This window comes from Caulobacter sp. Root1455, from assembly GCF_001426905.1.
Classification (GTDB): domain Bacteria; phylum Pseudomonadota; class Alphaproteobacteria; order Caulobacterales; family Caulobacteraceae; genus Caulobacter.
Genome location: NZ_LMFQ01000023.1, coordinates 181,300 through 203,879, shown reverse-complemented (window position 1 = coordinate 203,879; position 22,580 = coordinate 181,300). Strand labels below are relative to the sequence as shown.

The window sequence follows — 22,580 nt, the reverse complement described above, 5'->3', positions numbered from 1 at the left end:
GGCCAAGAGCGATCTAGAGGGCATGAACCTCTTCCGCCCGCAGCGCTACGCCGACGGTGACCGGCTGGACGTGCGCGGCTGCGCGGTGCGGCTGAAGGTCGACGGCCGGGCCCGGCGGATCTCGCTGCGGGTCGACCGGGCCAAGTCCGAGGTGGTGGCCCTGGCGCCCACCCCGCGCCGGCTGTCCGAGGCCGTGGCCTTCGCCCACGAGAAGGCAGAGTGGATCGCCGGCCAACTGGCCGCCCTGCCCAACCGCCAGGTCATCGCCCCCGGCGGAATCCTGCGCCTGCTGGGCAAGCCCTATCGGCTGGAGGTCGGCCCCGGCCGGCCGAAGATGACCGACGACGCCCTGATCGCGCCGGACGACAGCGCCTGGGGCCTGCGGATCCTGCGCCTGGCCAAGCGCGAGGCCCTGACCCGCCTGACCGAGCGCACCGCCCACCACGCCGCGGCCCTGGGCCGTCCCATGCCCTCGGTGGCCATCGCCGACCCCAAGGCCCGCTGGGGCTCGTGCCGTCCCGCCCGTGCCGGCCATCCGGCGGCGATCCGCTACAGCTGGCGGCTGGTCCTGGCTCCGTTCGACGTGGCCGACTATGTCGTGGCCCACGAATGCGCCCACCTGATCGAGGCCAATCACGGCCCGCGGTTCTGGGCGCTGTGCGAGACGCTGTCGGGCGACCCCGCGCCGCACCGGCGCTGGCTGCGGGCTCACGCCGCGGAGCTGCACGCGATCTCGGCGTGAGGGGGAGCGCCTACCCGCCCAACACCTCGTCCACCCAGGCCGGCACGACCTCCGTCGCCGGGCCGTAGCGGCGCTCGTCGAAGGCGCGGGCGTTGTCCGAGGGCTCCAGGTTCAGCTCGCAGGCGCGGATCCCCAGCCGCCGCGCCCGGGCCACCAGGCCGGCGGCCGGATAGACCGCGCCCGAGGTGCCGATCGACACGAACAGGTCGCTGTCCTCCAGGGCGTCGTCGATCGCGTCCATGAACAGCGGGACCTCGCCGAACCACACCACGTGCGGCCGGGCCGTCCCGACGACGCCGCAGGCGGGGCAGGCGCTGTCGGCGCTCAGCGGCCCCGGGTCCGGCCAGGTCGCCTCGCAGCCGTGGCAGCGAGTGACCCGCAATTGCCCGTGCATGTGGACCACGTCGACGCAGCCGCCCTGCTCGTGCAGATCGTCGACGTTCTGGGTGCACAGGAACAATCGTCCGCCCCGCGCGGCCAGGCCGGCCTGCAGCCGGGCCAGGGCCAGATGCGCCGCATTGGGCGCCGCGCCCGCCAGATTGGCCCGGCGGGCGTTGTAGAAGGCCCGCACCTTGGCCGGATCACGGGCGAAGCCCTCGGGGGTGGCCACCTCCGACAGATCGTACCGGGTCCAGATCCCGCTGGCGTCTCGGAACGTGCCCAGGCCGCTCTCGGCCGAGATCCCGGCGCCGGTCAGGGCGAAGACGTTCAAGCCCATGGGCAGGCCCATTGTGGCGTTTCTCCCCGCCCCCTGGGCGCCTGCTGCGAACTTGACGCCATCGTCACTTTTAATTTGACCCCGTCGGCTCTTTGAGTTGACAGTGTTTAGATAGGAGAGAGACCCGCGTTAGACGGATCCTGTCCAGACCCATTGGCGAGGAGCCCCCCGTGACGGACAAGAACATCACCAAGGACGCCATGTACGATGCGGTGGCGCCGGACGACTTCGAGTCGATGCTCGAACTGGACCGCTACAACAACCGCTCCACGGCTTTCGACAAGATCATTTCGGCGACCCACGACCACTTCTGGGATCCGCTGGACAAGGCCTATATCGATTTCGACGAGCCGTTCGACATGGAGAACCAGGCCCTGGTGCCCGAGGATCTCGTGATCGCCCTGTCGACCGATTACGTCTCCAATCACCTCAGCGACCCCAAGCAGCGCATCCGCTTCATCAACCAGTCGGTGCTGCGCAGCTTCTCGTCGATCCTGCACGGCGAGCAAGGCGCGCTGAACTTGTCGGCGTCGCTCTGCCACGTGCTCAAGGACCAGGGCGCCCAGGAATACGCCGCCAACCAGACCCGCGAAGAGGCCCGCCACGTCACGGCCTTCGCCAAATACATCAAGGCCCGCTGGGGCAAGCCGGTCGAGTGCGGCCCGGCCCTGAAGACCCTGCTGGTCGAGATCATCGGCGCGCCGGAGGTCTACAAGAAGATCATCGGCATGCAGATGCTGGTCGAGGGCCTGGCCATGGGCGCCTTCGCCACCTTCTACACCCAGATCCACGACCCGCTGGGCAAGAAGATGCTGCAGCTGGTGATGACCGACGAGGCCTTCCACCACAAGTTCGGGAAGATCTGGGCCGACCGCACGGTGCCCAAGCTGAGCCCCGAGGAGCACGCGATCATCGAGGACTGGGCGGCGCACTGCTTCCAGACCCTGCTGTTCAACCTGGTCTCGCCCCACCAGCAGCTCGACCTGTACGCCGAGTTCGGCCTGGACCCCGACAAGGTGGTCGAGGAGTACGGGAAGATCATGACCGACGACCTGCGTCGGGAGAACATGAAGGAGCAGACCAACATCTTCCGGGTGCTGGTCAAGACGCTGCTCAACGCCGGCATCATCACCGACCGCACCAAGGCCTTCTACGCGATGTACGTCGACATCGAGGAGCTGAAGGGCGAGGGCGACCGGATGGTCGGCGACGACATCGCCGAGGAAGGCATCCGCCACCTGCAGGCCATCAACTTCAAGGACCGCGCCCACCCGGTGACCATCGCCGCCGAATAGGCCTGTCCGCCGCGCGAGATCAGCGCCCCGCCGGGAACTCCGGCGGGGCGCTTTGCGTTGTGCTCGACTTGTGGGGCAAGGTGGGCGTCATGCGCAGTCTTCTGATCTCGATCGCCGCGAGCCTGCTGGCCGCAACCGGCGCATTCGCCGCCGCCAAGCCGCCGGCCAGGCCGATCCCGGCCAGCTTCTATACGGGCAAGTGGTACGAGATCGCCCGCACGCCCAACGCCGGCCAGCGCGACTGCCAGGCCCCGACCACCGAGTTCACCGGCAAGGGCGCCAACGGCTTTTCCGTGCATCAGGTCTGCCGCAAGGGCTCGGCCAGCGGCGCGGCCAAGGTGTTCGACACCACCGGCAAGATCATCGGAGCCTCCCAGAACACCCGCTTCACCATGAGCTTCCTGGGCGGGCTGAAGAAGCAGGAATACTGGGTGCTGGACTGCGCCGACGACCATTCCTGGGCGATCATGGCCACCCCCGGCGGCAACTATGTCTGGCTGTTGTCGCGCAAGCCCGTGATGAGTCCGGCCGCCAAGGCCCAGGCCTTGGCCCGCGTGAAGACGCTCGGCTACGCCAAGCTGGAATACCCTCAGCAGCCGCCGGCCTAATGATGATGAACCGCCTTCCCGGACTGTTCGCCGCCGGCCTGCTGACCGCGGTCGCCCTCACCGCCTGCGTGGCGGGGCCGAGCGGCAACCCGCATCCGCCCCAGCCGGCCAAGGCCGTCGACCTCGATCGCTATGCCGGCCTCTGGTACGAGGCCGCGCGCTACGACATGCGGTTCGAGAAGGGCTGCGACGGCGTCACGGCCGAGTATTCCAAACGCCCCGACGGCCTGATCCGGGTGGTCAACACCTGCCGCCAGGGCGGGCCGACCGGACCGGTCAAGGTCAGCGAGGGCAAGGCCAAGGTCGCGGACTCCGCCACCGGGGACAAGCCGGGGGCCAAGCTCAAGGTTTCGTTCTTCGGCCCGTTCTTCGTCGGCGACTATTGGGTGCTGGACCACGCCGACGACTATGGCTGGTCGATCGTCGGCGAGGGTTCGGGCCGCTATCTGTGGCTCCTGACCCGCAAGCCGCCAACCCCGGCCGAGCTGAAGGCCCTGACCGACCGGGCCAAGGCCATGGGCTACGATACGTCAATGCTGCGGGTGACTCGACACGCCCCTTGATCTGTACAAATTACTGTACATATTGAGATCGTCGATCGAGGAAGAACGTGATGGACGTGCTCAGCTATTCCGACACTCGGGCCAACCTGAAAGAGGTCATGGACCGCGTGGTAGACGACCGCACGCCGGTGGTGATCACGCGCCAGAAGGCGGAGTCGGTGGTCATGGTCTCACTGTCGGACTGGCATGCCATGGAAGAGACGCTGCATCTCCTTTCGTCGCCGGCCAACGCCGATCGCCTGCGCAGGTCGATCGCGCAACTGGACGCCGGGCAGGGGTCGGAACGGACGCTGATCGAGCCGTGAAGCTCGTCTTCTCCGAACAGGCTTGGGAAGATTATCTGCACTGGCAGGCCGGCGATCAAACCACGCTGGATCGAGTGAACGCGCTAATCAAGGAATGCCTGCGCACGCCGTTCAAGGGCACGGGAAAACCCGAGCCGCTCAAAGGCGACCTGAAAGGCTGGTGGTCGCGGCGGATCACGCTCGAAGACCGGCTCGTCTACCGCGTGGCCGGTTCGGGCGATGAGCAACGGCTGGAAGTGGCTCAATGCCGCTACCGTTACTGACCTCTTGATCCACGAACAAAGCTGGAACAAAGTTCCGGCATGGACGTCGTCATCGATCTTCAGCCTTCACGGCCCGAGACCACCGACCTGGTGACCCGCGGGGCCGGGCGGTTCCTGGTCTCGCTGGGCTACGCGCCCCTGGCCGAGGTCACCCTGCCCAACGGCCGCCGGGCCGACCTGATGGCCCTGGGCCCCAAGGGCGACGTGCTGATCGTCGAGGTCAAGTCGGGGCTGGAGGACTTCCGGATCGATCGCAAGTGGCCGGAGTACGCGCCCTACTGCGACGGCTTCTATTTCGCCGTTTCGCCGAACTTTCCCGAGGGAATCCTGCCCGACGAGCCCGGCCTGATCGTCGCCGACGGCTTTGGCGGGGCGGTGGTGCGCGAGGCGCCGGTCGCGCCGCTGGCCCCGGCCCGGCGCAAGGCCCTGACCCTGGCCTTCGCCCGGCTGGCCGCCCTGCGGGCCGCCGGCGTCAACGCCGAGCGGCTCTCGCTCTAAATCTGGCGCTCTGAATCTGGCGCTCTAGATCTAGCGGTCGAAGTTGCGGGCCAGCAGGAAGCCGAACACCAGTCCGGCCACGAAGGTCCCGACCGCCAGGGCGACGGGACGCTCCTCGGCGACCACGTGGGCCGCCTTGGCCTTTTCGATGCTCCAGGTCTTGCCGACCTCGGCCTTTTCGGCGGCGTAGGCGCGGGCGACCTCGGTCTTCTCGGCCACGGTCTCGACCGCCTTCTCGACGGCGGCCTTGGCGCGCTTGACGCCTTCCTTGGCCGTGGTCTTGGCGGAGGCCTTGGGGGCCGGGGTCTTGATCGTGAAGTCGGTCATGCGAAATCCTGCGGATGGAGGCGCCAAGCATCGTAACACGCCGCGCCGCAAAACGTTTCCCTGATCAGCGGGCGGTTCAGTTGTCGCGCACCACCTTGAGCACCGCCTCGCCGTAGCGGTCGAGCTTGCCTTGGCCCACGCCCCCGGCCTTGGCCAGCGCGCCCAGGGCGGCCGGACGGGCGGCGGCGATCTCGGCCAGGGTGGCGTCGTGAAAGATCACGTAGGGCGGCACGTGCTGCAGCGCCGCCTCCTCGCGCCGCCAGCTCCGCAGGGCCTCGAACAGCGCCTGGTCCTCCAGAGGCACGGTCAGGGCCTGGCGCTTGCGGGCCGTCTTGCCGGCTCCGGAGCGGCCCGGGCTGTCGGCGGTTGCCGGCTGCTGGCGCAGCGAGACCGGCCGTTCGCCGCGATAGACCTGGCGCACGCCCTCGCCGTCGCCCAGGCCGATCAGCGGCCGGCCGTCATTGGGGTCCTCGCGCAGCAGGCCCTCGAACACCAGGGTGTCGATCAGGTCGCGCCAGCCCTGCGGGCTGAACTCCTTGCCGATGCCGAAGGTCGACATCTGGGCCTCGGCCTGGGTCACGTCCTTGGTCTTGCCCAGCAGGTGGTCGACCAAGCGGCCGCGGCCGAATCGCCCGCCCATCCGATGGGCGGCCGACAGGGCCTTCTGGGCGGCTTGCGTGGCGTCGACGCCGGTCGGCGGCGAAACACAGATGTCGCAGACCCCGCAGCGCTCGACCCCCTCCTCGCCGAAATAGCGCCGGACGGCGGCGGCGCGGCAGGTGACGCCTTCCAGCATGGCGTAGAACTGCCGCAGCTTGCGCAGCTGCACGGCCTTGACCTCGTCGGGCGCGCTCTGGGCCTCGATGCGGCGCACGGCCCAGGCCAGGTCGGCCGAGCTGTAGAGGGTGATGCCCTCGGCCGGCTGGCGGTCGCGGCCGGCCCGGCCGATCTCCTGCCAATAGGCCTCGATGGCGGCCGGCGGATCGGCGTGGATCACGAAGCGGACGTCGGGCTTGTCGACCCCCATGCCGAAGGCGATGGTCGCGACCATCACCGCCTCGTCGGCCTCGAGGAACTCTTCCAGCCGCCGGGCCCGCACGGCCTTGTCGAGGCCCGCGTGATAGGCCAGGGCCGGTATGCCCTCGGCGATCAGCTTCTCGGCCAGCTTCTCGGTGGAGTCGCGGCTGCCGGCATAGACCACGCCGGCCCGGTTCGGGCGCTCGGTGACCAGTTCGATGACCCGGTCGTGGCCCTTGCCCTTCTTGCGCTCGGCGTTCAGGGCCAGCTCGTGGCGGGCGAAGCTGTCGACGAATTCGGCCGCGCCCTGCAGACGCAGCTCCGAGCGGATGTCGTCGCGGGTCCGGGCGTCGGCGGTGGCGGTGACGGCCAGGCGCGGGGCGTGCGGGAACACCTCCGCCAAACGGCCCAGCATTCGGTATTCGGGGCGGAAGTCGTGGCCCCACTGGCTGACGCAGTGGGCCTCGTCGACGGCGACCAGCGACAGGGGCAGGCGCGACAGCCGCTCCAGCATCGACGGCTGCATCAGGCCTTCGGGCGACAGGTAGAGCAGGTCCAGCACCCCGGCGTCGATCCGCCGCCAGATCTCGGCCCGCTCGCCGGGCAGGGTGTTGCTGTCCAGCCGCTCGGCCGCGACGCCGGCCTGCTGCAGGCCCGCTACCTGGTCGGCCATCAGGGCGATCAGCGGCGAGACCACCAGGCCCAGGCCCGGGCGGACCAGGGCCGGGATCTGGTAGCACAGGCTCTTGCCGCCGCCGGTGGGCAGCACGGCCAGGGCGCTGCGCCCGGCCAGCAGTTCGCCGATCACCCCGGCCTGCAGCCCCCGGAAGTCCGAGTGGCCGAAGGTGCGGCGCAGCACCTCGCGCGCCGCGTCGAGCGAAGCGGGCGGCCGGTCTTGGACGGAATCAGGAAGGTCGTACACGGGCGTGTTTTGACAGCGCCCGGACCTCAGGCCAAGCGCGGCGCCACGATCTGGCCCCGGAATTCGGCTTGAAAGCGGACATCGGCTTCACGGGCTCTGCATCGAAGGCCGCCAGCGTGTTCGCGGCGCGACCGGAAAGTGAAACGAACCATGAACACGCGGGGCGTGCAAGGCCGATGAGGCGTCGTTCATCCCTCGTCAATCTTGTCGCGCGTTTTGTGAGCTTCAGCTAAACGGAATTCGGCGCGCGCCGGGATATTCGCGCCTTTCGGGATAAGGACGACATGGCCAACGGCACCTTCGGCGGGAACAAGCCGGCGAAGCCCCAGCGTACGCCGCTGCAGGCGTTGCTCTACTGGGCGGTCGTGCTCGGCGTCTGGGGCCTGATCTTCGTCGTCGCCTTCTTCGCGGTGTTCGCCAGCGATCTGCCCGACACCTCCAAGCTGTACGACGTCAAGCGCCAGCCCTCGATCAACTATCTGGACCGCTCCGGGGCCCTGCTGGCCGTGCGCGGCAGCCAGTACGCGCCGCCCGTCGACCTGGACGCCCTGCCCGAATACGTGCCGGCCGCCTTCGTGGCGATCGAGGACCGTCAGTTCTATCACCACATCGGCTTCAACCCCTGGGGCATCGCCCGCTCGCTGATCTGGAACCTGAGCCACGAGGGCGGACCCCAGCGCGGCGGCTCGACCATCACCCAGCAGCTGGCCAAGAACCTGTTCCTCAGCCCGGCCCAGAACTATCGCCGCAAGGCCCAGGAGCTGATCCTGGCCGTCTGGCTGGAGCTGAAGTTCAGCAAGAAGCAGATCCTGGCCCTGTACATGAACCGGGTCTATTTCGGGGCCGGCGCCTACGGCATCGAGGCCGCCTCGCAGCGCTATTTCAACAAGCCCGCCTCGCAGCTGACCGTCGGCGAGGCCGCCCTGCTGGCCGGACTGATGAAGGCCCCGGCCCGCTATTCGCCGGTCTCGGCCAGCGACCGCGCCGCCCGCCGCGCCACCATCGTGCTCGACGAGATGGTGCGGATGAAGGCCATCACCGCCGAGCAGCGCGACGAGGCCTTCCGCGAGCCGGTCCGCGTCTCGGCCACCCTGGCCAACCAGCGCGCCCAGTACTTCACCGACTATGTCGACGCCCAGGTGCGCTCGCTGGTCGGCGAACCGACCGAGGACCTCGTCGTCGAGACCACCCTGGACCTGCCGATCCAGGTGGCCGCCGAGCGCTCGGTGCAGGTCGGGGTCGAGGGCCACAAGGCCCAGGGCGTCCAGCAGGCGGCCCTGGTGGCCATCGACGGCGAAGGCCGCATCCGCGCCTATGTCGGCGGCGCCGACTATGGCGAGACCCAGTTCGACCGCGCCACCAGCGCCCGCCGCCAGGCCGGCTCGGCCTTCAAGCCGTTCGTCTACCTGACCGCCATGGACCAGGGCCGCAACCCCAGCGTCGTGGTCGTCGACGAGCCGGTGAAGATCGGCAACTGGGAGCCCAAGAACTACACCAACAAGTATCTGGGCCAGATGACCCTGCAGACGGCGCTCTCCCAGTCGATCAACACGGTCGCCGCGCGCCTGGCCAGCGAGGTCGGCACCAGCAACGTCGCCGCCACCGCCCGCCGCCTGGGGATCACCAGCAAGATCCAGCTGGACCCGTCGATGGCCCTGGGCGCGGTCGAGGTCTCGCCGATGGAGATGGCCCAGGCCTACGCCCCGTTCTCGAACGGCGGCTTCCTGGCCAAGGGCTACGGCATCGAGCGCATCCGCACGACCAGCGGCAAGGTCCTGTACGACCACAGCGTCGACCGCACCCAGCGCCCGGCGGTGATCGGCTCGCCGTCTCTGCAGTACATGAACCAGATGATGCGCCAGGTGGTGGCCGCCGGCACGGGCACGCGGGCCAAGGTCGCGGGCTACGACATCGCCGGCAAGACCGGCACCACCAGCGACTACCGCGACGCCTGGTTCGTCGGCTACACCGGCGGCTTCGTCGCCGCGGTGTGGACCGGCAAGGACGACAACACCTCGATGCGCAAGGTCACCGGCGGCGGCGCCCCGGCCGAGATCTGGCGCAACTTCATGGCCGCGGCCCTGCCGCGCCTGAAGGCCACCCCGATCCCCGGCGGCGTGATCGAACCCCCGCCCCCGGCCACCGACGACCCGATCGGCGACATCCTGACCGGCCCGGCGGGGCCCGAGGGCCCGGCGGCCGAGACGCCCGCGCCAGGGACGCCGGCGCCGGAGCAGCTGCCTTACTGAACTAGGCCCGGGCGGCGAACACTTGCCCCCTACGGGCCTTCGGCCGTCTTCCCCCACAGGGGGAAGAGGACGCCGCGCGAAACCTCCGCCCCCTATGGGGGCGGACAGGCGGCGAAGCCGCCAGGTGGGGGCAAGGGGGTGTGATCCCACGCCAAGACCGGCGCCCTACCTCTCCAGCCCCGCCAGCACCTTCGGATCCCGCTTCGCCAGCTCGACGATCCGCTCGATCAGCGCGTCCCTGCTCTCCAGCGCCAAGCCGTCGCGCAGCTTGGCCAACCGCTCGCGCACATAGCCCCGCCCGGTCGCGTCCAGCAGGTTGGCCGCCACCACGACCGCCGCCTGGTGCTTGCAGGCCCCGAACTTGTCGAAGCCCGGGCAGGTGCAGGCGCCTTCGCCGTCCGGGGCGCGCAGGCTGACGACATAGAGATCGCCGACGCTGCCGGTCACATGGGCGGTGACGGCGTCGTCCTCGATGGCCACCAGGTCGACCTTGCCCTCTTCGGCCAGCTGGGCGCCGCTCTCGAACCAGCGCTCGTCCATGCGCCCGCGCCAGGCGTCAGCGTCGAACAGGCTCATGCGTCGTCCTCGATGCGGTGGATGTCGTCGTCCGACAGGCCGAAATGGTGGCCGATCTCGTGGACCAGCACGTGGGTGATCAGCTCGCCCAGGGTGACGTCGCCGCGCTCGCACCATTCGTCGAGGATCGGCCGGCGATACAGGAACACCATCGAGGTCTGCGGCGAGGGGTCGAGGACCGAGCGGCGGCCCAGGTCGACGCCCTGGTAGAGGCCGGTCAGCTCGAACGGATCCTCGATGCCCAGGTCGTCGAGCACCTCGTCGGCGGCGAAATCGTCGATGCGGAACACCACGTCGCCGGTCTGGCGGCGGAAATCGGCGGGCAGGTCGTCGAAGGCTTTTCGCGCCAGGGCGGCGAAATCGTCCAGCGACGGGGCGAAACGGTCGGTCCAGGTCATGGTCGCTACATAGGCCGCGCCAGCCCATCGGGGAAGGCCGCGCCGGAAAGGGGTTCGAGCCTCCGCGACAGCGGCGCTCATCGCGCTCTGGTCACGCGCGGCCTAATCTGTGAATCTGATTCGCTAACCACGTCCGCAGCCCGGGGGCCGACGACAAGCCTGATGACCTCGTCCGACCTGATCTTGGCCGCGACGGCCGGCGCGGTCTGCCTCGCCCTTTGCGCCACGCTGTGGGCGATGTCCCAGCGACGGCGGTTCGAGGACCATCTGGCCCGCCTGAAGGCCCGCGCCACGAGCCTGGAAACCCGGCTGATGGACAGCCAGGGGGCGGCCGAGGCCTTCGAGAGCGCCCTGGTCGTCATCCACGACGGCGGCGTCGACCTGGTGTCCGGCGAGGACGCCCTGGCCGAATGCGCGCGGATTCTCGACGTCGACGCCGACGCCCAGGCCGTGGTGGTGGCCCTCACCGAGGCCGATCCGGCCCACGCCCACAAGCTGAAGGCCCTGTTCGAACAGGGCGAGGTCTGCGCCTTCGAGGCGCGCAGCCCGCGCGGCGGGGTGGTGGTCGAGGGCCGCGCGGCCGGGACCCGCGCCTGGCTGCGCCTGGCCGCGGCCGTCGACGACGAGAGCGGCCTGCCCGACGCCGGCCGCTTCGCCGCCTTCATGGACGGCCTGGTCGAGCCGGCCTGGATCTCCGGCGCCGACGGCGCGCCGGTCTGGGGCAACGCGGCCTATCTGCGCGTGGTCGGGGTCGAGACGGCCGCCGATGCGACGCGCGACAACAAGTCGATCGATCGGGCCGCCGACGCCCTGGCCGTCGAGGCCGCCAAGGCCGGCGAGCTGCGCGAACTGGTCCGCTGGGTGCCGCTGGACGGCCGCCGCCGCGCCCTGCGCTTCTCGGCCCAGCCGCTGGACGGCGGCGGGGTCGGGGTGTTCAGCAGCGACGTCACCGAGGTCGAGGACATGCGCGACGCGCTGAAGAAGCACGTCGCCGCCCACGACGAGACCCTGAACCACATCGCCGACGCGGTGGCGATCTTCAGCGCCGGCCGCCGCCTGGCCTTCCACAACACCGCCTTCGCCGAGCTTTGGGGGCTGGAGCCGGCCTGGCTGGCCGAACGCCCGACCCATGGCGAGGTGCTGGACCGCCTGCGCCAGCGTCGCCGCCTGCCCGAGACGGTCGACTACGCCAAATGGAAGGCGGCCGAGCTGGCGCGCTACGAGGACCTGGGACCCCAGGCCGACGAGCTGTGGGACCTGCCCGACGGCCGCACCCTGCGCGTCGTGCGCCAGCCCCACCCGCTGGGCGGCATGCTGCTGCTCTATTCCGACATCACCGGCGAGCTGCGCCTGAAGGCCCAGTACAACGCCCTGATCCAGGTGCAGCAGGCCACGCTGGACAAGCTGAACGACGCGGTGGCGGTGTTCGGCTCGGACGGCCGCCTGCGGCTGCACAACGAGGCCTTCGAGACCTTCTGGAACGTCTCGGCCCAGGCCCTGGAGGCGGCGGTCGACTTCGAGGGCGTGGTCGAGCTGTGCGTGCCGCGCCTGCACGACCTGTCGTTCTGGCGCGAGCTGAAGGGCCGGGTGGCCGATCCCGATCCCCAGATGCGCGCCCCGACCTCGGGCGAGACCCGCACCTCGGACAACCGGATCATCGTCTATCAGAGCCGTCCGTTGCCCGACGGCGCGACCCTGATCGCCTTCGCCGACGTCACCGACACCCGGCAGCTGGAAAGCGCCCTGGCCGACCGCTCCCAGGCCCTGACCGAGGCCGAGCGGCTCAAGCGCGACTTCGTCGGCAACGTCTCCTACGAGCTGCGCACGCCGCTGACGACGATCATCGGCTATTCGGAGCTGCTGGAGCGGGCCGACGGCCTGTCGGACCGCAGCCGGGGCCACGTGGCCTCGGTGCGCGCCGCCGCCACCCAGCTGGCCCGCTCGATCGACGACGTGCTGGACATGGCCCAGATCGACGCCGGCGAGATGGCGCTGGAGATCGAGGACATCCGCGTGGCCGGCCTGCTCAGCGACGCCCAGGAGCGTTCGCTGAAACTGGCCCAGATCGGCGGGGTCACCCTGTCGGTCGAGTGCGACAAGGACGTCGGCCTGATCCGCGGCGACCACAAGCGGCTGTCGCAGATCCTGGACCACCTGATCGAGAACGCCCTGCGCCAGACTCCGCCGGACGGGGTGGTCACCCTGTCGGCGCGACGGGCCCTGGGCGAGGTGCGGCTGGACGTCACCGACACCGGCCGGGGCGTGCCCTTCCACGTCCAGGCCCACATCTTCGACCGCTTCGTCGGCCGCGACCGCGGCGGCCCGGGCCTGGGCCTGGCCCTGGTCAAGGCGCTGGTCGAGCTGCACGGCGGCTGGGTGGCGCTGGAGAGCGAACCCGGCGCGGGCTCGATGTTCACCTGCCACCTGCCCGAGACGCAGCAGCCCGGGGCGGCGCAGCCGGAGTTCGGGTTCTAGGTCCTAGGTTTGTACGGCGACCGCTTGCCCCCTACGGATCGCTTCGCGATCGTCTTCCCCCAAAGGGGGAAGAGGGCTGTCCGCGCACCCTCCGCCCCCTATGGGGGCGGACAGACCGCGAAGCGGTCAGGTGGGGGCAAGTGGGTGAGCCACCGCCCCTGACACGAACCCTAGTGCTGGCTTTCCGGCAGCCGCACGACCAGCCCGTCCAGCGCGTCGCTGACCTTGATCTGGCACGACAGGCGCGAGTTCGGCTCGACGTTCTCGGCGAAGTCCAGCATCGATTCTTCCATGGCCGACTTCTCGCCGGTCTTCGAGATCCAGGCGTCGTCGACATAGACGTGGCAGGTGGCGCAGGCGCAGGCGCCGCCGCAGTCGGCGTCGATGCCCGGCACGTTGTTCTTCACCGCGCCTTCCATGACCGTCAGGCCCGGCTTGACGTCGATGACGTGGTCGGTGCCGTCGTGCTCGATGTAGGTGATCTTGGCCATGGGTCCCCTGAACTGGTTTTGCCTAATATACTTTCGAACGATCGTTTTACGCCGCTACTTCTTTCATGGAAATCGTCGGATCCGCCAGCTTCTCGATGCTGACGGGCGTGCGCTTGGCGATCAGCTGCTTGCCGGCCATGAACTCGGGCGGCGCGTTGACCGCCTCGACGGCCTGGACCAGGTCGCCCTTCAGGTGGAAGACGGCGAACTTGGCGGCGGCCACGTCGCCGCGCACCACCTGGCGGTCGGCGTCGAACGGCAGGCCGGCGATCTGCAGTTTCAGGTCGTACTGGTCGGACCAGAACCACGGAATCTCGTGCGGCGGCATGGCCTTGCCGGCGATGGCGGACGCGGCCTGCTTGGCCTGTTCCAGGGCGTTGGGCACGCTCTCCAGCCGGAACTGGCGGCCATAGATCGGCAGCGGCCGGTGGGTCAGGTCGCCGATGGCGAACACGAACGGATCGGCCGTGCGGGCCTCGATGTCGACCACCACGCCGTTGGCGCACTCCAGGCCGGCGTCGCGGGCCAGCTCCTCGTTGGGGATCGCCCCGACCCCGACCAGGGCGACGTCGCAGGCCACCACCCGGCCGTCGGTGAAGCGCACGCCGGTCACGTGGCCGTTCTCGCCCTCGAAGCCCGCCACCCCGGCGTCCAACTCGAAGGCCACGCCCCGGGCGCCGTGATAGTCCTGGAAGAAGGTCGACAGGGTCTCGCAGGCCACGCGGGCCAGCACGCGCGGCTCGCGCTCGATGATCATCACATGGCCGCCCAGGGCGCGGGCCGAGGCCGCCGCTTCCAGGCCCACATAGCCGCCGCCGATCACCGCCAGCCGCTTGCCGGGGCCGAGCGCGGCCTTCAGGGCCTCGGCGTCGGCCGCCGTGCGCAGCGACAACACGCCGGAGAGATCGGCGCCGGGGATCGGCAGGGCCCGGGCCCGGGCGCCGGTGGCCAGGATCAGATAGTCGTAGGGCAGGGTCTCGCCCGAGGCGAGGCTGACGGTCTTGGCGCCGCGATTGATCGACACCACGACGCCGCCCAGGCGCAGGGAGACCCCGGCCTCCTCGTACCAGCTGCTGGGCTTGAGCTGCAGGCTGTCGGCGTCGGCCTCGCCCTTCAGCCAGGCCTTGCTGAGCGGCGGGCGCTGATAGGGCAGCAGGGGCTCTTCGCCGATCAGCACGATCGGGCCGACATGGCCGTACTGGCGCAGGAAGGCCGCGGCCGAACCGCCGGCATGGCCGGCGCCCACGATCACGACGCGGGCGTTCAGGTCACCTGTTCCAGCTTCACTCAACGCCATCGTCCTCCCGTTCGAACAAAGATGACGAGGGCGTCACCTTTTTGCAAGCCGATCGGCCTGGGGTCCGAAGACCGCGATTGGAAGGGCGCTCGTCGCTAGACGACCCGCTCCACCAGCATCTTCTTGATCTCGGCGATCGCCTTGGCCGGGTTCAGGCCCTTGGGGCAGACCTGGGCGCAGTTCATGATCGTGTGGCAGCGATAGAGCTTGAACGGGTCCTCGAGGTTGTCGAGGCGGTCGCCCGTGGCTTCGTCGCGGCTGTCGATCAGCCAGCGGTAGGCGTGCAGCAGGGTGGCCGGGCCCAGGTACTTGTCGCCGTTCCACCAGTAGCTGGGGCACGAGGTCGAGCAGCAGGCGCACAGGATGCACTCGTAGAGGCCGTCCAGCTTGGAGCGGTCTTCCGGCGACTGCTTCCACTCGGTCTGCGGCTCGGGCGTGACGGTGTGCAGCCAGGGCTCGATCGAGGCGTACTGGGCGTAGAACAGCGTCAGGTCCGGGATCAGGTCCTTGACCACCGGCTGCGACGGCAGCGGGCTGATCTGCACGGCCTTGCCGGGGGTGTCGGCGTGGCCGTGGGTGCAGGCCAGGGTGTTGCGGCCGCCGATGTTCATCGCGCACGAGCCGCAGACGCCTTCGCGGCACGAGCGGCGGAAGGCCAGCGTCGGGTCGATGGTGTTCTTGATGTAGAGCAGGGCGTCCAGGACCATCGGGCCGCAGGCGTCGAGGTCCACCTCGTAGGTGTCCCAGCGCGGGTTGCGGCCGTCTTCCGGATCGTAGCGATAGATCTTGAACGACCGCGTGTTCTTGGCGCCGGCCGGAGCGGGCCAGGTCTTGCCGTGCTGGACGGTGGAGTTCTTGGGGAGGGTGAGCTGAACCATCGATCGTACCCTCAGTACACGCGCTGCTTGGGCGGGATGTAGTCGATGTCTTTCGACATGGTGTAGCTGTGCACCGGCCGGAAATCGATCTTCACCTTGCCGGTCGACGGGTCGAGCCAGGCCAGGGTGTGCTTCATCCAGTTGGCGTCGTCGCGCGTGGAGAAGTCCTCGCGGGCGTGGGCGCCGCGGCTTTCGGTGCGGTTGACCGCCCCGGCCACGGTGACCACGGCCTGGCCGATCAGGTTGTCGAACTCCAGGGTCTCCATCAGGTCGGTGTTCCACACCAGCCCCCGGTCGCTGACCTTGATGTCCTTGGCCTTGTCCCAGACCGCCTGCAGGCGCACGACGCCGCTTTCCAGGCTCTCGCCGGTGCGGAACACCGCGGCGTCCTCCTGCATGGCCTTCTGCATCTCCAGACGCAGGGCCGCCGTCGGCTGATTGCCGTTGGCGTGGCGGAAGCGGTCGAAGCGGGCCAGGTGGCCGTCGGTCATGCTGTCCTTCAGCTCCGGCTGGGTGGCCAGGGGCTTGAGGATCTCGGCGCAGCGCAGGGCGGCCGCGCGGCCGAACACCACCAGGTCGATCAGGCTGTTGGAGCCCAGGCGGTTGGCGCCGTGCACCGACACGCAGGCCGCCTCGCCCACGGCCATCAGGCCGGGGATCACCTGGTCGGGGTTGTCGCCCGACTTGGTGACGACCTCGCCGTGATAGTTCGTCGGGATGCCGCCCATGTTGTAGTGGACGGTCGGCAGGACCGGGATCGGGGCCTTGGTCACGTCGACGCCGGCGAAGACCTTGGCGGTCTCGGAGATGCCGGGCAGGCGCTCGTGCAGGATCTTCGGGTCCAGGTGGTCCAGGTGCAGGAAGATGTGGTCCTTGTTGGGGCCCACGCCGCGACCTTCGCGGATCTCGATGGTCATGGCCCGGCTGACCATGTCGCGCGGGGCCAGGTCCTTCACGGACGGGGCGTAGCGCTCCATGAAGCGCTCGCCTTCCGAGTTGGTCAGGTAGCCGCCCTCGCCGCGGGCGCCCTCGGTGATCAGGCAGCCGGCGCCGTAGATGCCGGTGGGGTGGAACTGCACGAACTCCATGTCCTGCAGCGGCAGGCCCGCGCGCAGCGCCATGGCGTTGCCGTCGCCCGTGCAGGTGTGGGCCGAGGTGGCCGAGAAGTAGGCGCGGCCGTAGCCGCCGGTGGCCAGGATGACCATCTGGGCCTGGAACCGGTGCAGGGTGCCGTCGTCCAGCTTCCAGGCGGTCAGGCCCCGGCAGACGCCGTCTTCCATGATCAGGTCGAGCGCGAAGTACTCGATGAAGAACTCGGTGTCGTGGGCCAGGGACTGGCCGTACATCGTGTGCAGCATGGCGTGACCGGTGCGGTCGGCCGCCGCGCAGGTGCGCTGGATCGGACCTTCGCCGAAGTTCTTGGTCATGCCGCCGAAGGCGCGCTGATAGATCTTGCCGTCCACGGTGCGCGAGAACGGCACGCCCCAGTGCTCCAGCTCGTAGACCGCCGCCGGGGCGTTGCGGGTCAGGTATTCGATGGCGTCCTGGTCGCCCAGCCAGTCCGAGCCCTTGACGGTGTCGAACATGTGCCAGCGCCAGTCGTCCTGGCCCATGTTGCCCAGCGAGGCCGAGATCCCGCCCTGGGCGGCGACCGTGTGGCTGCGGGTCGGGAACACCTTGGTGACGCAGGCGGTCTTCAGGCCGGCCTGGGCGCAGCCGAGCGCGGCCCGGAGGCCCGAACCGCCGGCGCCGACGACGACGACGTCGAACTTGTGGTCGATGAACTTGTAGGCCGACATCAGAGGGCTCCGGTGAAGGCGACCTTGAGGATCGCCACGACCCCAAGAGCGCCGCCGAGGACGCAAACGAAAAGATTGGCGAGGACCAGCACGGTCTTGGTCGTGAAGTCCGGGATGTAGTCCTCGATCACCACCTGCACCGCGCCCTTCAGATGGATCAGGGCGACGACGATCAGCAGGCAGAGCAGGACGGTGTTGTGCGGGATGGCCACCCATTCGGCGGCGCCGTCGAAGCCCAGGCCCGCCAGGCGCAGGCCGGCGAACAGGCCCCACAGGGCCAACGGGATCAGGGCGATGCCCGACACGCGCTCGGTGATGAAGTGACTGACGCCGTGCCGGGAGGCGCCCAGGCCGCGGGCCCGGGACATCGGCGTGCGGAAACGGTTGGCGGAGGAAGGACCGGCCATGTCAGAGCGCTCCGGTTTGGGCGGCGATGACCCAGACGACGATCGCGCCGACCACCGCGAAGGCGATGGCGCAGGCGCCGGACATGTCGGCGATCTTCGGCGTGAAGCCCTTGCCGGCGTCCCAGACGGTCTGACGCACGGTGTAGGCGATGTTGTAGAGCACCGCGACGGTCAGGCCGAACAGCACCAGCTTGCCGAACGGCGAGCCCAGGGCGCCGGTGTAGCAGGCGTAGGCTTCGGGACCCGAGGCCAGGGCCAGGGCCCAGCCGGCCAGCAGCAGGACGGCGACATAGAGCGCGAAGACGCAGGCTCGGTGCAGGATCGAGCAGGCCATGGTGATGTGCCAGCGCCAGACTTGCAGGTGCGGCGACAGAGGGCGCTCGGGGAGGCCCCCGCTGGTCTCGGTCATGGTTGTGTCCAACCCTTTGGCTTTGTGCGTTGCGGGATGCTTTTAAGCGCGACGTTGGGGGTGTCAACGCAGCCGCCCTTGTTGAGAAGCGTTCTCAGCATCGTGAGGGATAGGCGCGACGAAATCCCGAGGCCGAGGCTTCCGTCGCGGCGCCGCGAAGGCGATCGGCGTTCGCCGACCGCGTTCAACCTTTCGTTCAGCCCTGAAGGGTAAATGATCGGTTGACCGAGTTGGGGTGCGTTCAATGGCCGCAGGGATTTTGACGGATGCGCCGGCGGTCGCCAGTTGGCGACGCAGACTCGGCGCGGTGAGCGACGTGCTGCGGGTCTCGGGCGGCGACACCGGCGGGATGGGCGCGCGCCTGGTGTTCTCGGCCGTCGTCTTCTGCGCCACCCTGCCCTATTCCAACGATCCCGCGCCGTTCTTCTGGATGGCGGCGATGGCCGCCCTGGCCGTCGCCGAGGCGCGCACCTCGGAGGGCGCCGCCGACCTCTTCGCCTGGATGCAGAGCGCCGGCTACGCCCTGGCCGGCTTCTACCTGACCTTCTTCCAGATCGGCGCGGCCCAGACCTTCGGCGTGACCCTCTACGGCGTGGTCATGTTCGAGATCCTGGTGCGCGACTACGCCCGACCCAAGCGCCTGCTGACCAACCTGACGCCGATGCTGATCTCGATGGTCTTTGTCCAGCTGGGAGCCAGCGTGCGGCTGGTCCAGCGCGACCAGCCCTGGCGAATCGCCACGGTGCTGGCCACCACCTACCTGGTCTTCCGGGTCTTCCGGTCGCTTCAGATCGACCTGACGCGCGCCCGCCGCGAGGTGGCGGAGGCGCAGGACCGCGCCGAGGCCGACGCCCGCACCATCCGCGAGGCCCACCGCATCGCCCTGATGGCCGAGGACATGGCCGGGGTGGGTCACTGGCGCGTCCATCTGGCCAGCGGCGAGACCACCTGGTCCGAAGGGGTGTTCCGGATTTACGGGCGCGAGCCTTCGACCGGCGTCCCCGACCTGGAAACCCAGCTGGCCCATTTCGACGCCGCCGACCGCCCCCGCTGGCGGGCCGGGCTGAAGGCCGCCGCCGCGACGGGCGAGCCGTTCGAGTTCGAGGTTCGCCTGACCCGGACCGACGGCGCGGTGCGCCACGTCGTCTGCCACGCGGCGGTCGAGCCTGACGGCGAGGGCCAGGTCGCCACCCTGTTCGGCGCCCTGATGGACGTGACCGAGGCCCGCGCCCGCGAGGCCGCCCTGCTGGACGCCAAGCTGCGCGCCGAGGCCGCCGCCGAGGCCAAGGCCGAGTTCCTGGCCAATATGAGCCACGAGATCCGCACGCCGCTCACGGCGATCAACGGCTTTTCAAGCCTGCTCGCCGATCTCGACGACCTGACGCCCGACGCGAGCCTCTACGTGCGGCGGGTCAGGACGGCGGGCATGACCCTGCTGACCGTGGTCAACGACATCCTGGAATTCTCCAAGCTGGAGTCCGGCCACGTGGCCCTGGCGCCCCAGCCGTTCGCCCTGGCGCCGTTCCTGGACGACGTGATGGCCCTGTTCGCCGACCAGGCCGCCGCCAAGCACCTGGCGCTGTCGCTGGATCTCGACCCCGACGTCCCCGCGGCCCTGGAGGCCGACGCCGACCGGCTGCGCCAGGTGATCGTCAACCTGGTCGGCAACGCCATCAAGTTCACCGAGACCGGCGAGGTGCGCCTGAGCGTGCGCCATGCCGGCGGCGTGCTGCGGGTCTCGGTGCGCGACACCGGCTGCGGCGTGCCCGAGGACAAGCGCGACGGCCTCTTCCAGCGCTTCTTCCAGGCCGACGGCTCGATCAGCCGCCGCTACGGCGGCACGGGTCTGGGCCTGTCGATCTGCAAGGGCCTGGTCGAGCTGATGGGCGGCTCGATCGCCATGGAGCCCGCGCCGGACGGCGGCTCGATCTTCGCCTTCGAGGTCCGCGCCGAGGAAGCCGCGCCGGTTCCGGCGGGCGGGCGCGCCGAGCGCGCCAGGCCGGTCGTCCGCGCCCAGGTCCTGGTCGTCGACGACGTGGCGGTGAACCGCGAACTGGTGCGCGCCATGCTGCAGGCTGTCGGCCACGAGGTCTCCGAAGCCGGCAGCGCGTCCGAGGCCCTGCGCCTGACCGCCTGCGAGCGGTTCGACCTGATCCTGATGGACCTGCAGATGCCCGAGGTCGACGGCTTCGCCGCCGCCCGCGCCGTCCGCGCCCAGGACAGCGCCAACCGCGACACCCCGATCATCGCGCTGAGCGCCGACGTCCTGCCCGAACATGTGGAGGCCAGCGTCCAGGCCGGCATGAACGGCCACATCGGCAAGCCGATCTCGCCGTCGGAGCTGATCGACGCCATCGACCGCTGGGCGCGCGCGCGGGCGCCGGCCGACGCGGCGGACGAGGAATCCCTCTCTCTTTGAGAGAGGGATTTTCAATCCCGAAACAGCGTCAGCGCCGCATGCTGCAGCAGCATGATGGTCTTGGCGTCGCGGATGCGGCCGTCGGCGACCATGGCCAGGGCCTCGTCGATCGCCAGCTCCAGCACCTCGATGTCCTCGCCCTCGTCCGGATGCCCGCCGCCGTCGCCGATCCGCATCGCGGCGTCGTATTCGGCGACGAAGAAGTGCAGCACCTCGGTCACCGAGCCCGGGCTCATGAAGGCCTCGAAGACCTTGGTCACTTCGCCCAGGCGATAGCCCAGCTCCTCCTCGACCTCGGCGCGGATGCGGACCTCCGGCTCGGCGTCGTCCAGCAGGCCGGCGGCGGCCTCGACCAGCAGGTCGTCATAGCCGTTGACGAAGGCCGGATAGCGGAACTGCTTGACCAGCAGCACGGTGCGCTCAGCCAGGTTGTAGGGCAGCAGCACCGCTCCGTTGCCGCGGTCGTAGTGCTCGCGGGCTTGCGTCTGCCAGGTTCCGTCGCGGCGCTTCCAGTCGAAGGTGGTCGTCCTCAGGACGTACCAGTTGTCGGAGAGCAGGCGGGTTTCGTGGACGCGGACGCGGTCTTTGACGCTCATCTGGCGCTCCTGGTGTCGGTGGAATTTCGACGGCGAATGACCGCGGGACCGCCCTCGTCCTTCGACAGGCTCAGGATGAGGGCTACTTTCGGCGTCGGTTCAGTAGGAAACCTCATCCTGAGCTTGTCGAAGGACGAGGTTTTCGGACCAGGACCGTTCACGCTCCCCTAATCCCTCACCCGGGCCACATAGTCGGCCGAGCGCATTTCCTGCAGGCGCGACACCGTGCGCTCGAACTCGAACGACCCGTGGCCGGCCGGGTACAGGGCCTCGGGCTCGCCGTGGGCCAGGGCCACCAGCTTGGCGTCGGCCTCGTAGAGGGCGTCCACCAGGGTGTTGAACCGCTTGGCCGCGTCGCGCCGCTCGGGCGTCAGCAGCGGCACGTCCTCCAGGAACAGGGTGTGGAACCGCTCGGCGATCGCCAGATAGTCCTGCGGCCCCAGGGCCTGCTGGCAGAGACTGGCGAACGAGGCGCGCAGCAGGCCGCCGGCGGCGCGCGGGAAGCGCATCTTGCGGCCTAGAACTTCCAGAGTGGCGCCGGTCTCCTCGGCCCCGTCCAGCATGTCGGCCCACAGGCGGTCGAATTCGGCGAGGCTGGTCTTGTCGTCCGGGGCCAGCCAGGTGCGGGCGGCGCGCAGGCGGTCGAGCCGGAAGTCGACCGGGCCGCGCACGGCCACGACCTCCAGCCTCTCCTTCAGCATCTCGATGAACGGGACGAAGAGCTGGCGGTTGAGGCCGTCCTTGTAGAGCTCGTCGGGCGGGCGGTTGGACGTGGCCACCAGGGTCACGCCCTGGGCGAACAGCGCCTCGAACAGCCGGCCCAGGATCATGGCGTCGGCGATGTCGGTGACCTGCAACTCGTCGAAGCACAGCAGGCGGGCGTCCTCGGCGATCAGGTCGGCGGTGGGCGCGATCGGGTCGTCGCCCTTGTGCTGGCCGAAACGCGCCTTGCGCTCGGCCGCGTCACCCTTGCGCCAGGCGTTGATGTGCTCGTGGACCTCGGCCATGAAGGCGTGGAAGTGCGCCCGACGCTTCTTGGCGACCGGGGCGCTGTCGAAGAACAGGTCCATCAGCATGGACTTGCCGCGCCCGACCGGTCCCCACAGATATACGCCCCTCTGGGCCTTGGGCTTGCGGCCGAACAGCGAGAAGCCCGGCTCGCCGGCGTTGTCGAGATCGGCCTCCAGCCGCGACAGGGCGTCGACCGCGGCGGCCTGGGCGACGTCGGGCTTGATCTCGCCCTGGGCCAGGCGTTCTCGATAGGCGGTGCGGACGGAAGTGGGCATCGTCGACCCGGTTAGCGCGCCGTGGCCGGCGGGGAAAGGCCT

At 69.6% G+C, this 22,580-nt stretch carries 23 protein-coding genes; 10 read left to right on the top strand and 13 right to left on the bottom strand.

Going from position 1 to position 22,580, the window contains the following annotated elements; genetic code table 11:
* The first annotated feature begins 22 nt into the window (after nucleotides 1-22).
* The gene (locus ASD21_RS16730) at nucleotides 23-742 is read left to right on the top strand and encodes a M48 family metallopeptidase (RefSeq protein ID WP_056443713.1); all 720 of its coding nucleotides are present in this window, start codon (nucleotides 23-25) and stop codon (nucleotides 740-742) included.
* A 10-nt stretch (nucleotides 743-752) separates the two neighbouring features.
* On the opposite strand, the gene ASD21_RS16725 is transcribed toward ASD21_RS16730, so the two are convergent.
* The gene (locus tag ASD21_RS16725) at nucleotides 753-1,460 is read right to left on the bottom strand and encodes an NAD-dependent deacylase (RefSeq protein WP_082554829.1); all 708 of its coding nucleotides are present in this window, start codon (nucleotides 1,458-1,460) and stop codon (nucleotides 753-755) included.
* A gap of 170 nt (nucleotides 1,461-1,630) precedes the next feature.
* On the opposite strand from ASD21_RS16725, the gene ASD21_RS16720 reads away from it, so the two are divergent.
* The 6 genes from ASD21_RS16720 to mmcB all read left to right on the top strand — a co-directional run bounded on the left by ASD21_RS16720 (nucleotide 1,631) and on the right by mmcB (nucleotide 4,992).
* Nucleotides 1,631-2,755, top strand: coding sequence for a ferritin-like domain-containing protein (locus ASD21_RS16720; RefSeq protein ID WP_056443702.1), 1,125 nt, complete (start codon nucleotides 1,631-1,633; stop codon nucleotides 2,753-2,755).
* A gap of 89 nt (nucleotides 2,756-2,844) precedes the next feature.
* Nucleotides 2,845-3,363 (top strand): lipocalin family protein, encoded by a 519-nt coding sequence (locus ASD21_RS16715; protein ID WP_056444180.1) that lies wholly within the window; start codon nucleotides 2,845-2,847, stop codon nucleotides 3,361-3,363.
* A 5-nt stretch (nucleotides 3,364-3,368) separates the two neighbouring features.
* Complete coding sequence (locus tag ASD21_RS16710; protein WP_156398410.1) at nucleotides 3,369-3,926, top strand: lipocalin family protein; 558 nt, start codon at nucleotides 3,369-3,371, stop codon at nucleotides 3,924-3,926.
* A gap of 50 nt (nucleotides 3,927-3,976) precedes the next feature.
* Nucleotides 3,977-4,231 carry a type II toxin-antitoxin system Phd/YefM family antitoxin gene (locus ASD21_RS16705; protein ID WP_056443697.1) on the top strand — a complete coding sequence of 85 codons (255 nt, stop codon included), beginning with the start codon at nucleotides 3,977-3,979 and terminating at the stop codon, nucleotides 4,229-4,231.
* On the top strand, nucleotides 4,228-4,494 hold the full coding sequence (locus tag ASD21_RS16700; RefSeq protein WP_056443696.1) for a Txe/YoeB family addiction module toxin: 267 nt from the start codon (nucleotides 4,228-4,230) through the stop codon (nucleotides 4,492-4,494). Before ASD21_RS16705 ends, ASD21_RS16700 begins: the two co-directional genes overlap by 4 nt.
* A gap of 39 nt (nucleotides 4,495-4,533) precedes the next feature.
* Nucleotides 4,534-4,992: a DNA repair putative endonuclease MmcB gene (gene mmcB, locus ASD21_RS16695; protein WP_056443695.1), complete on the top strand. Its 459-nt coding sequence runs from the start codon at nucleotides 4,534-4,536 to the stop codon at nucleotides 4,990-4,992.
* A gap of 30 nt (nucleotides 4,993-5,022) precedes the next feature.
* On the opposite strand, the gene ASD21_RS16690 is transcribed toward mmcB, so the two are convergent.
* On the bottom strand, nucleotides 5,023-5,319 hold the full coding sequence (locus ASD21_RS16690) for a hypothetical protein (protein WP_056443692.1): 297 nt from the start codon (nucleotides 5,317-5,319) through the stop codon (nucleotides 5,023-5,025).
* A gap of 76 nt (nucleotides 5,320-5,395) precedes the next feature.
* Complete coding sequence (recQ, locus tag ASD21_RS16685; protein WP_200941450.1) at nucleotides 5,396-7,258, bottom strand: DNA helicase RecQ; 1,863 nt, start codon at nucleotides 7,256-7,258, stop codon at nucleotides 5,396-5,398.
* A gap of 284 nt (nucleotides 7,259-7,542) precedes the next feature.
* Between recQ and ASD21_RS16680 the strand changes: the two genes are divergently transcribed.
* The gene (locus ASD21_RS16680) at nucleotides 7,543-9,507 is read left to right on the top strand and encodes a transglycosylase domain-containing protein (RefSeq protein ID WP_056443691.1); all 1,965 of its coding nucleotides are present in this window, start codon (nucleotides 7,543-7,545) and stop codon (nucleotides 9,505-9,507) included.
* Nucleotides 9,508-9,672: 165 nt separating this feature from the next.
* Here the strand turns inward: ASD21_RS16680 and ASD21_RS16675 are convergent, their stop codons facing one another.
* The gene (locus ASD21_RS16675; RefSeq protein WP_056443690.1) at nucleotides 9,673-10,083 is read right to left on the bottom strand and encodes an SWIM zinc finger family protein; all 411 of its coding nucleotides are present in this window, start codon (nucleotides 10,081-10,083) and stop codon (nucleotides 9,673-9,675) included.
* Nucleotides 10,080-10,481 carry a metallopeptidase family protein gene (locus ASD21_RS16670; protein WP_056443689.1) on the bottom strand — a complete coding sequence of 134 codons (402 nt, stop codon included), beginning with the start codon at nucleotides 10,479-10,481 and terminating at the stop codon, nucleotides 10,080-10,082. Before ASD21_RS16670 ends, ASD21_RS16675 begins: the two co-directional genes overlap by 4 nt.
* Nucleotides 10,482-10,643: 162 nt before the next feature.
* Between ASD21_RS16670 and divL the strand changes: the two genes are divergently transcribed.
* Complete coding sequence (gene divL / locus ASD21_RS16665; protein WP_056443688.1) at nucleotides 10,644-12,956, top strand: cell cycle protein kinase DivL; 2,313 nt, start codon at nucleotides 10,644-10,646, stop codon at nucleotides 12,954-12,956.
* Nucleotides 12,957-13,126: 170 nt separating this feature from the next.
* Here the strand turns inward: divL and ASD21_RS16660 are convergent, their stop codons facing one another.
* From ASD21_RS16660 to sdhC, 6 genes are all read right to left on the bottom strand, one after another.
* A complete protein-coding gene (locus tag ASD21_RS16660) occupies nucleotides 13,127-13,447 on the bottom strand; it encodes a 2Fe-2S iron-sulfur cluster-binding protein (RefSeq protein ID WP_056443687.1) in 321 nt (106 codons plus the stop codon).
* Between the two features lie 46 nt (nucleotides 13,448-13,493).
* Nucleotides 13,494-14,744: an NAD(P)/FAD-dependent oxidoreductase gene (locus tag ASD21_RS16655; protein WP_056443684.1), complete on the bottom strand. Its 1,251-nt coding sequence runs from the start codon at nucleotides 14,742-14,744 to the stop codon at nucleotides 13,494-13,496.
* A 95-nt stretch (nucleotides 14,745-14,839) separates the two neighbouring features.
* On the bottom strand, nucleotides 14,840-15,622 hold the full coding sequence (locus tag ASD21_RS16650) for a succinate dehydrogenase iron-sulfur subunit (RefSeq protein ID WP_056443681.1): 783 nt from the start codon (nucleotides 15,620-15,622) through the stop codon (nucleotides 14,840-14,842).
* Nucleotides 15,623-15,633: 11 nt separating this feature from the next.
* Nucleotides 15,634-17,421, bottom strand: coding sequence for a succinate dehydrogenase flavoprotein subunit (gene sdhA / locus ASD21_RS16645; protein WP_056443679.1), 1,788 nt, complete (start codon nucleotides 17,419-17,421; stop codon nucleotides 15,634-15,636).
* Nucleotides 17,421-17,828, bottom strand: coding sequence for a succinate dehydrogenase, hydrophobic membrane anchor protein (gene sdhD / locus ASD21_RS16640; protein ID WP_056443674.1), 408 nt, complete (start codon nucleotides 17,826-17,828; stop codon nucleotides 17,421-17,423). Before sdhD ends, sdhA begins: the two co-directional genes overlap by 1 nt.
* A 1-nt stretch (nucleotide 17,829) precedes the next feature.
* Nucleotides 17,830-18,237 (bottom strand): succinate dehydrogenase, cytochrome b556 subunit, encoded by a 408-nt coding sequence (gene sdhC / locus ASD21_RS16635; RefSeq protein ID WP_056443671.1) that lies wholly within the window; start codon nucleotides 18,235-18,237, stop codon nucleotides 17,830-17,832.
* A gap of 307 nt (nucleotides 18,238-18,544) precedes the next feature.
* On the opposite strand from sdhC, the gene ASD21_RS16630 reads away from it, so the two are divergent.
* Nucleotides 18,545-20,656: a hybrid sensor histidine kinase/response regulator gene (locus tag ASD21_RS16630; protein WP_056443664.1), complete on the top strand. Its 2,112-nt coding sequence runs from the start codon at nucleotides 18,545-18,547 to the stop codon at nucleotides 20,654-20,656.
* 11 nt (nucleotides 20,657-20,667) lie between these two features.
* Here the strand turns inward: ASD21_RS16630 and ASD21_RS16625 are convergent, their stop codons facing one another.
* Nucleotides 20,668-21,252 carry an NUDIX domain-containing protein gene (locus ASD21_RS16625; protein ID WP_056443662.1) on the bottom strand — a complete coding sequence of 195 codons (585 nt, stop codon included), beginning with the start codon at nucleotides 21,250-21,252 and terminating at the stop codon, nucleotides 20,668-20,670.
* A gap of 167 nt (nucleotides 21,253-21,419) precedes the next feature.
* Entirely contained in the window at nucleotides 21,420-22,538 is a 1,119-nt protein-coding gene (zapE, locus tag ASD21_RS16620) for a cell division protein ZapE (protein ID WP_056443660.1), read from the bottom strand.
* Nucleotides 22,539-22,580: the final 42 nt, after the last annotated feature.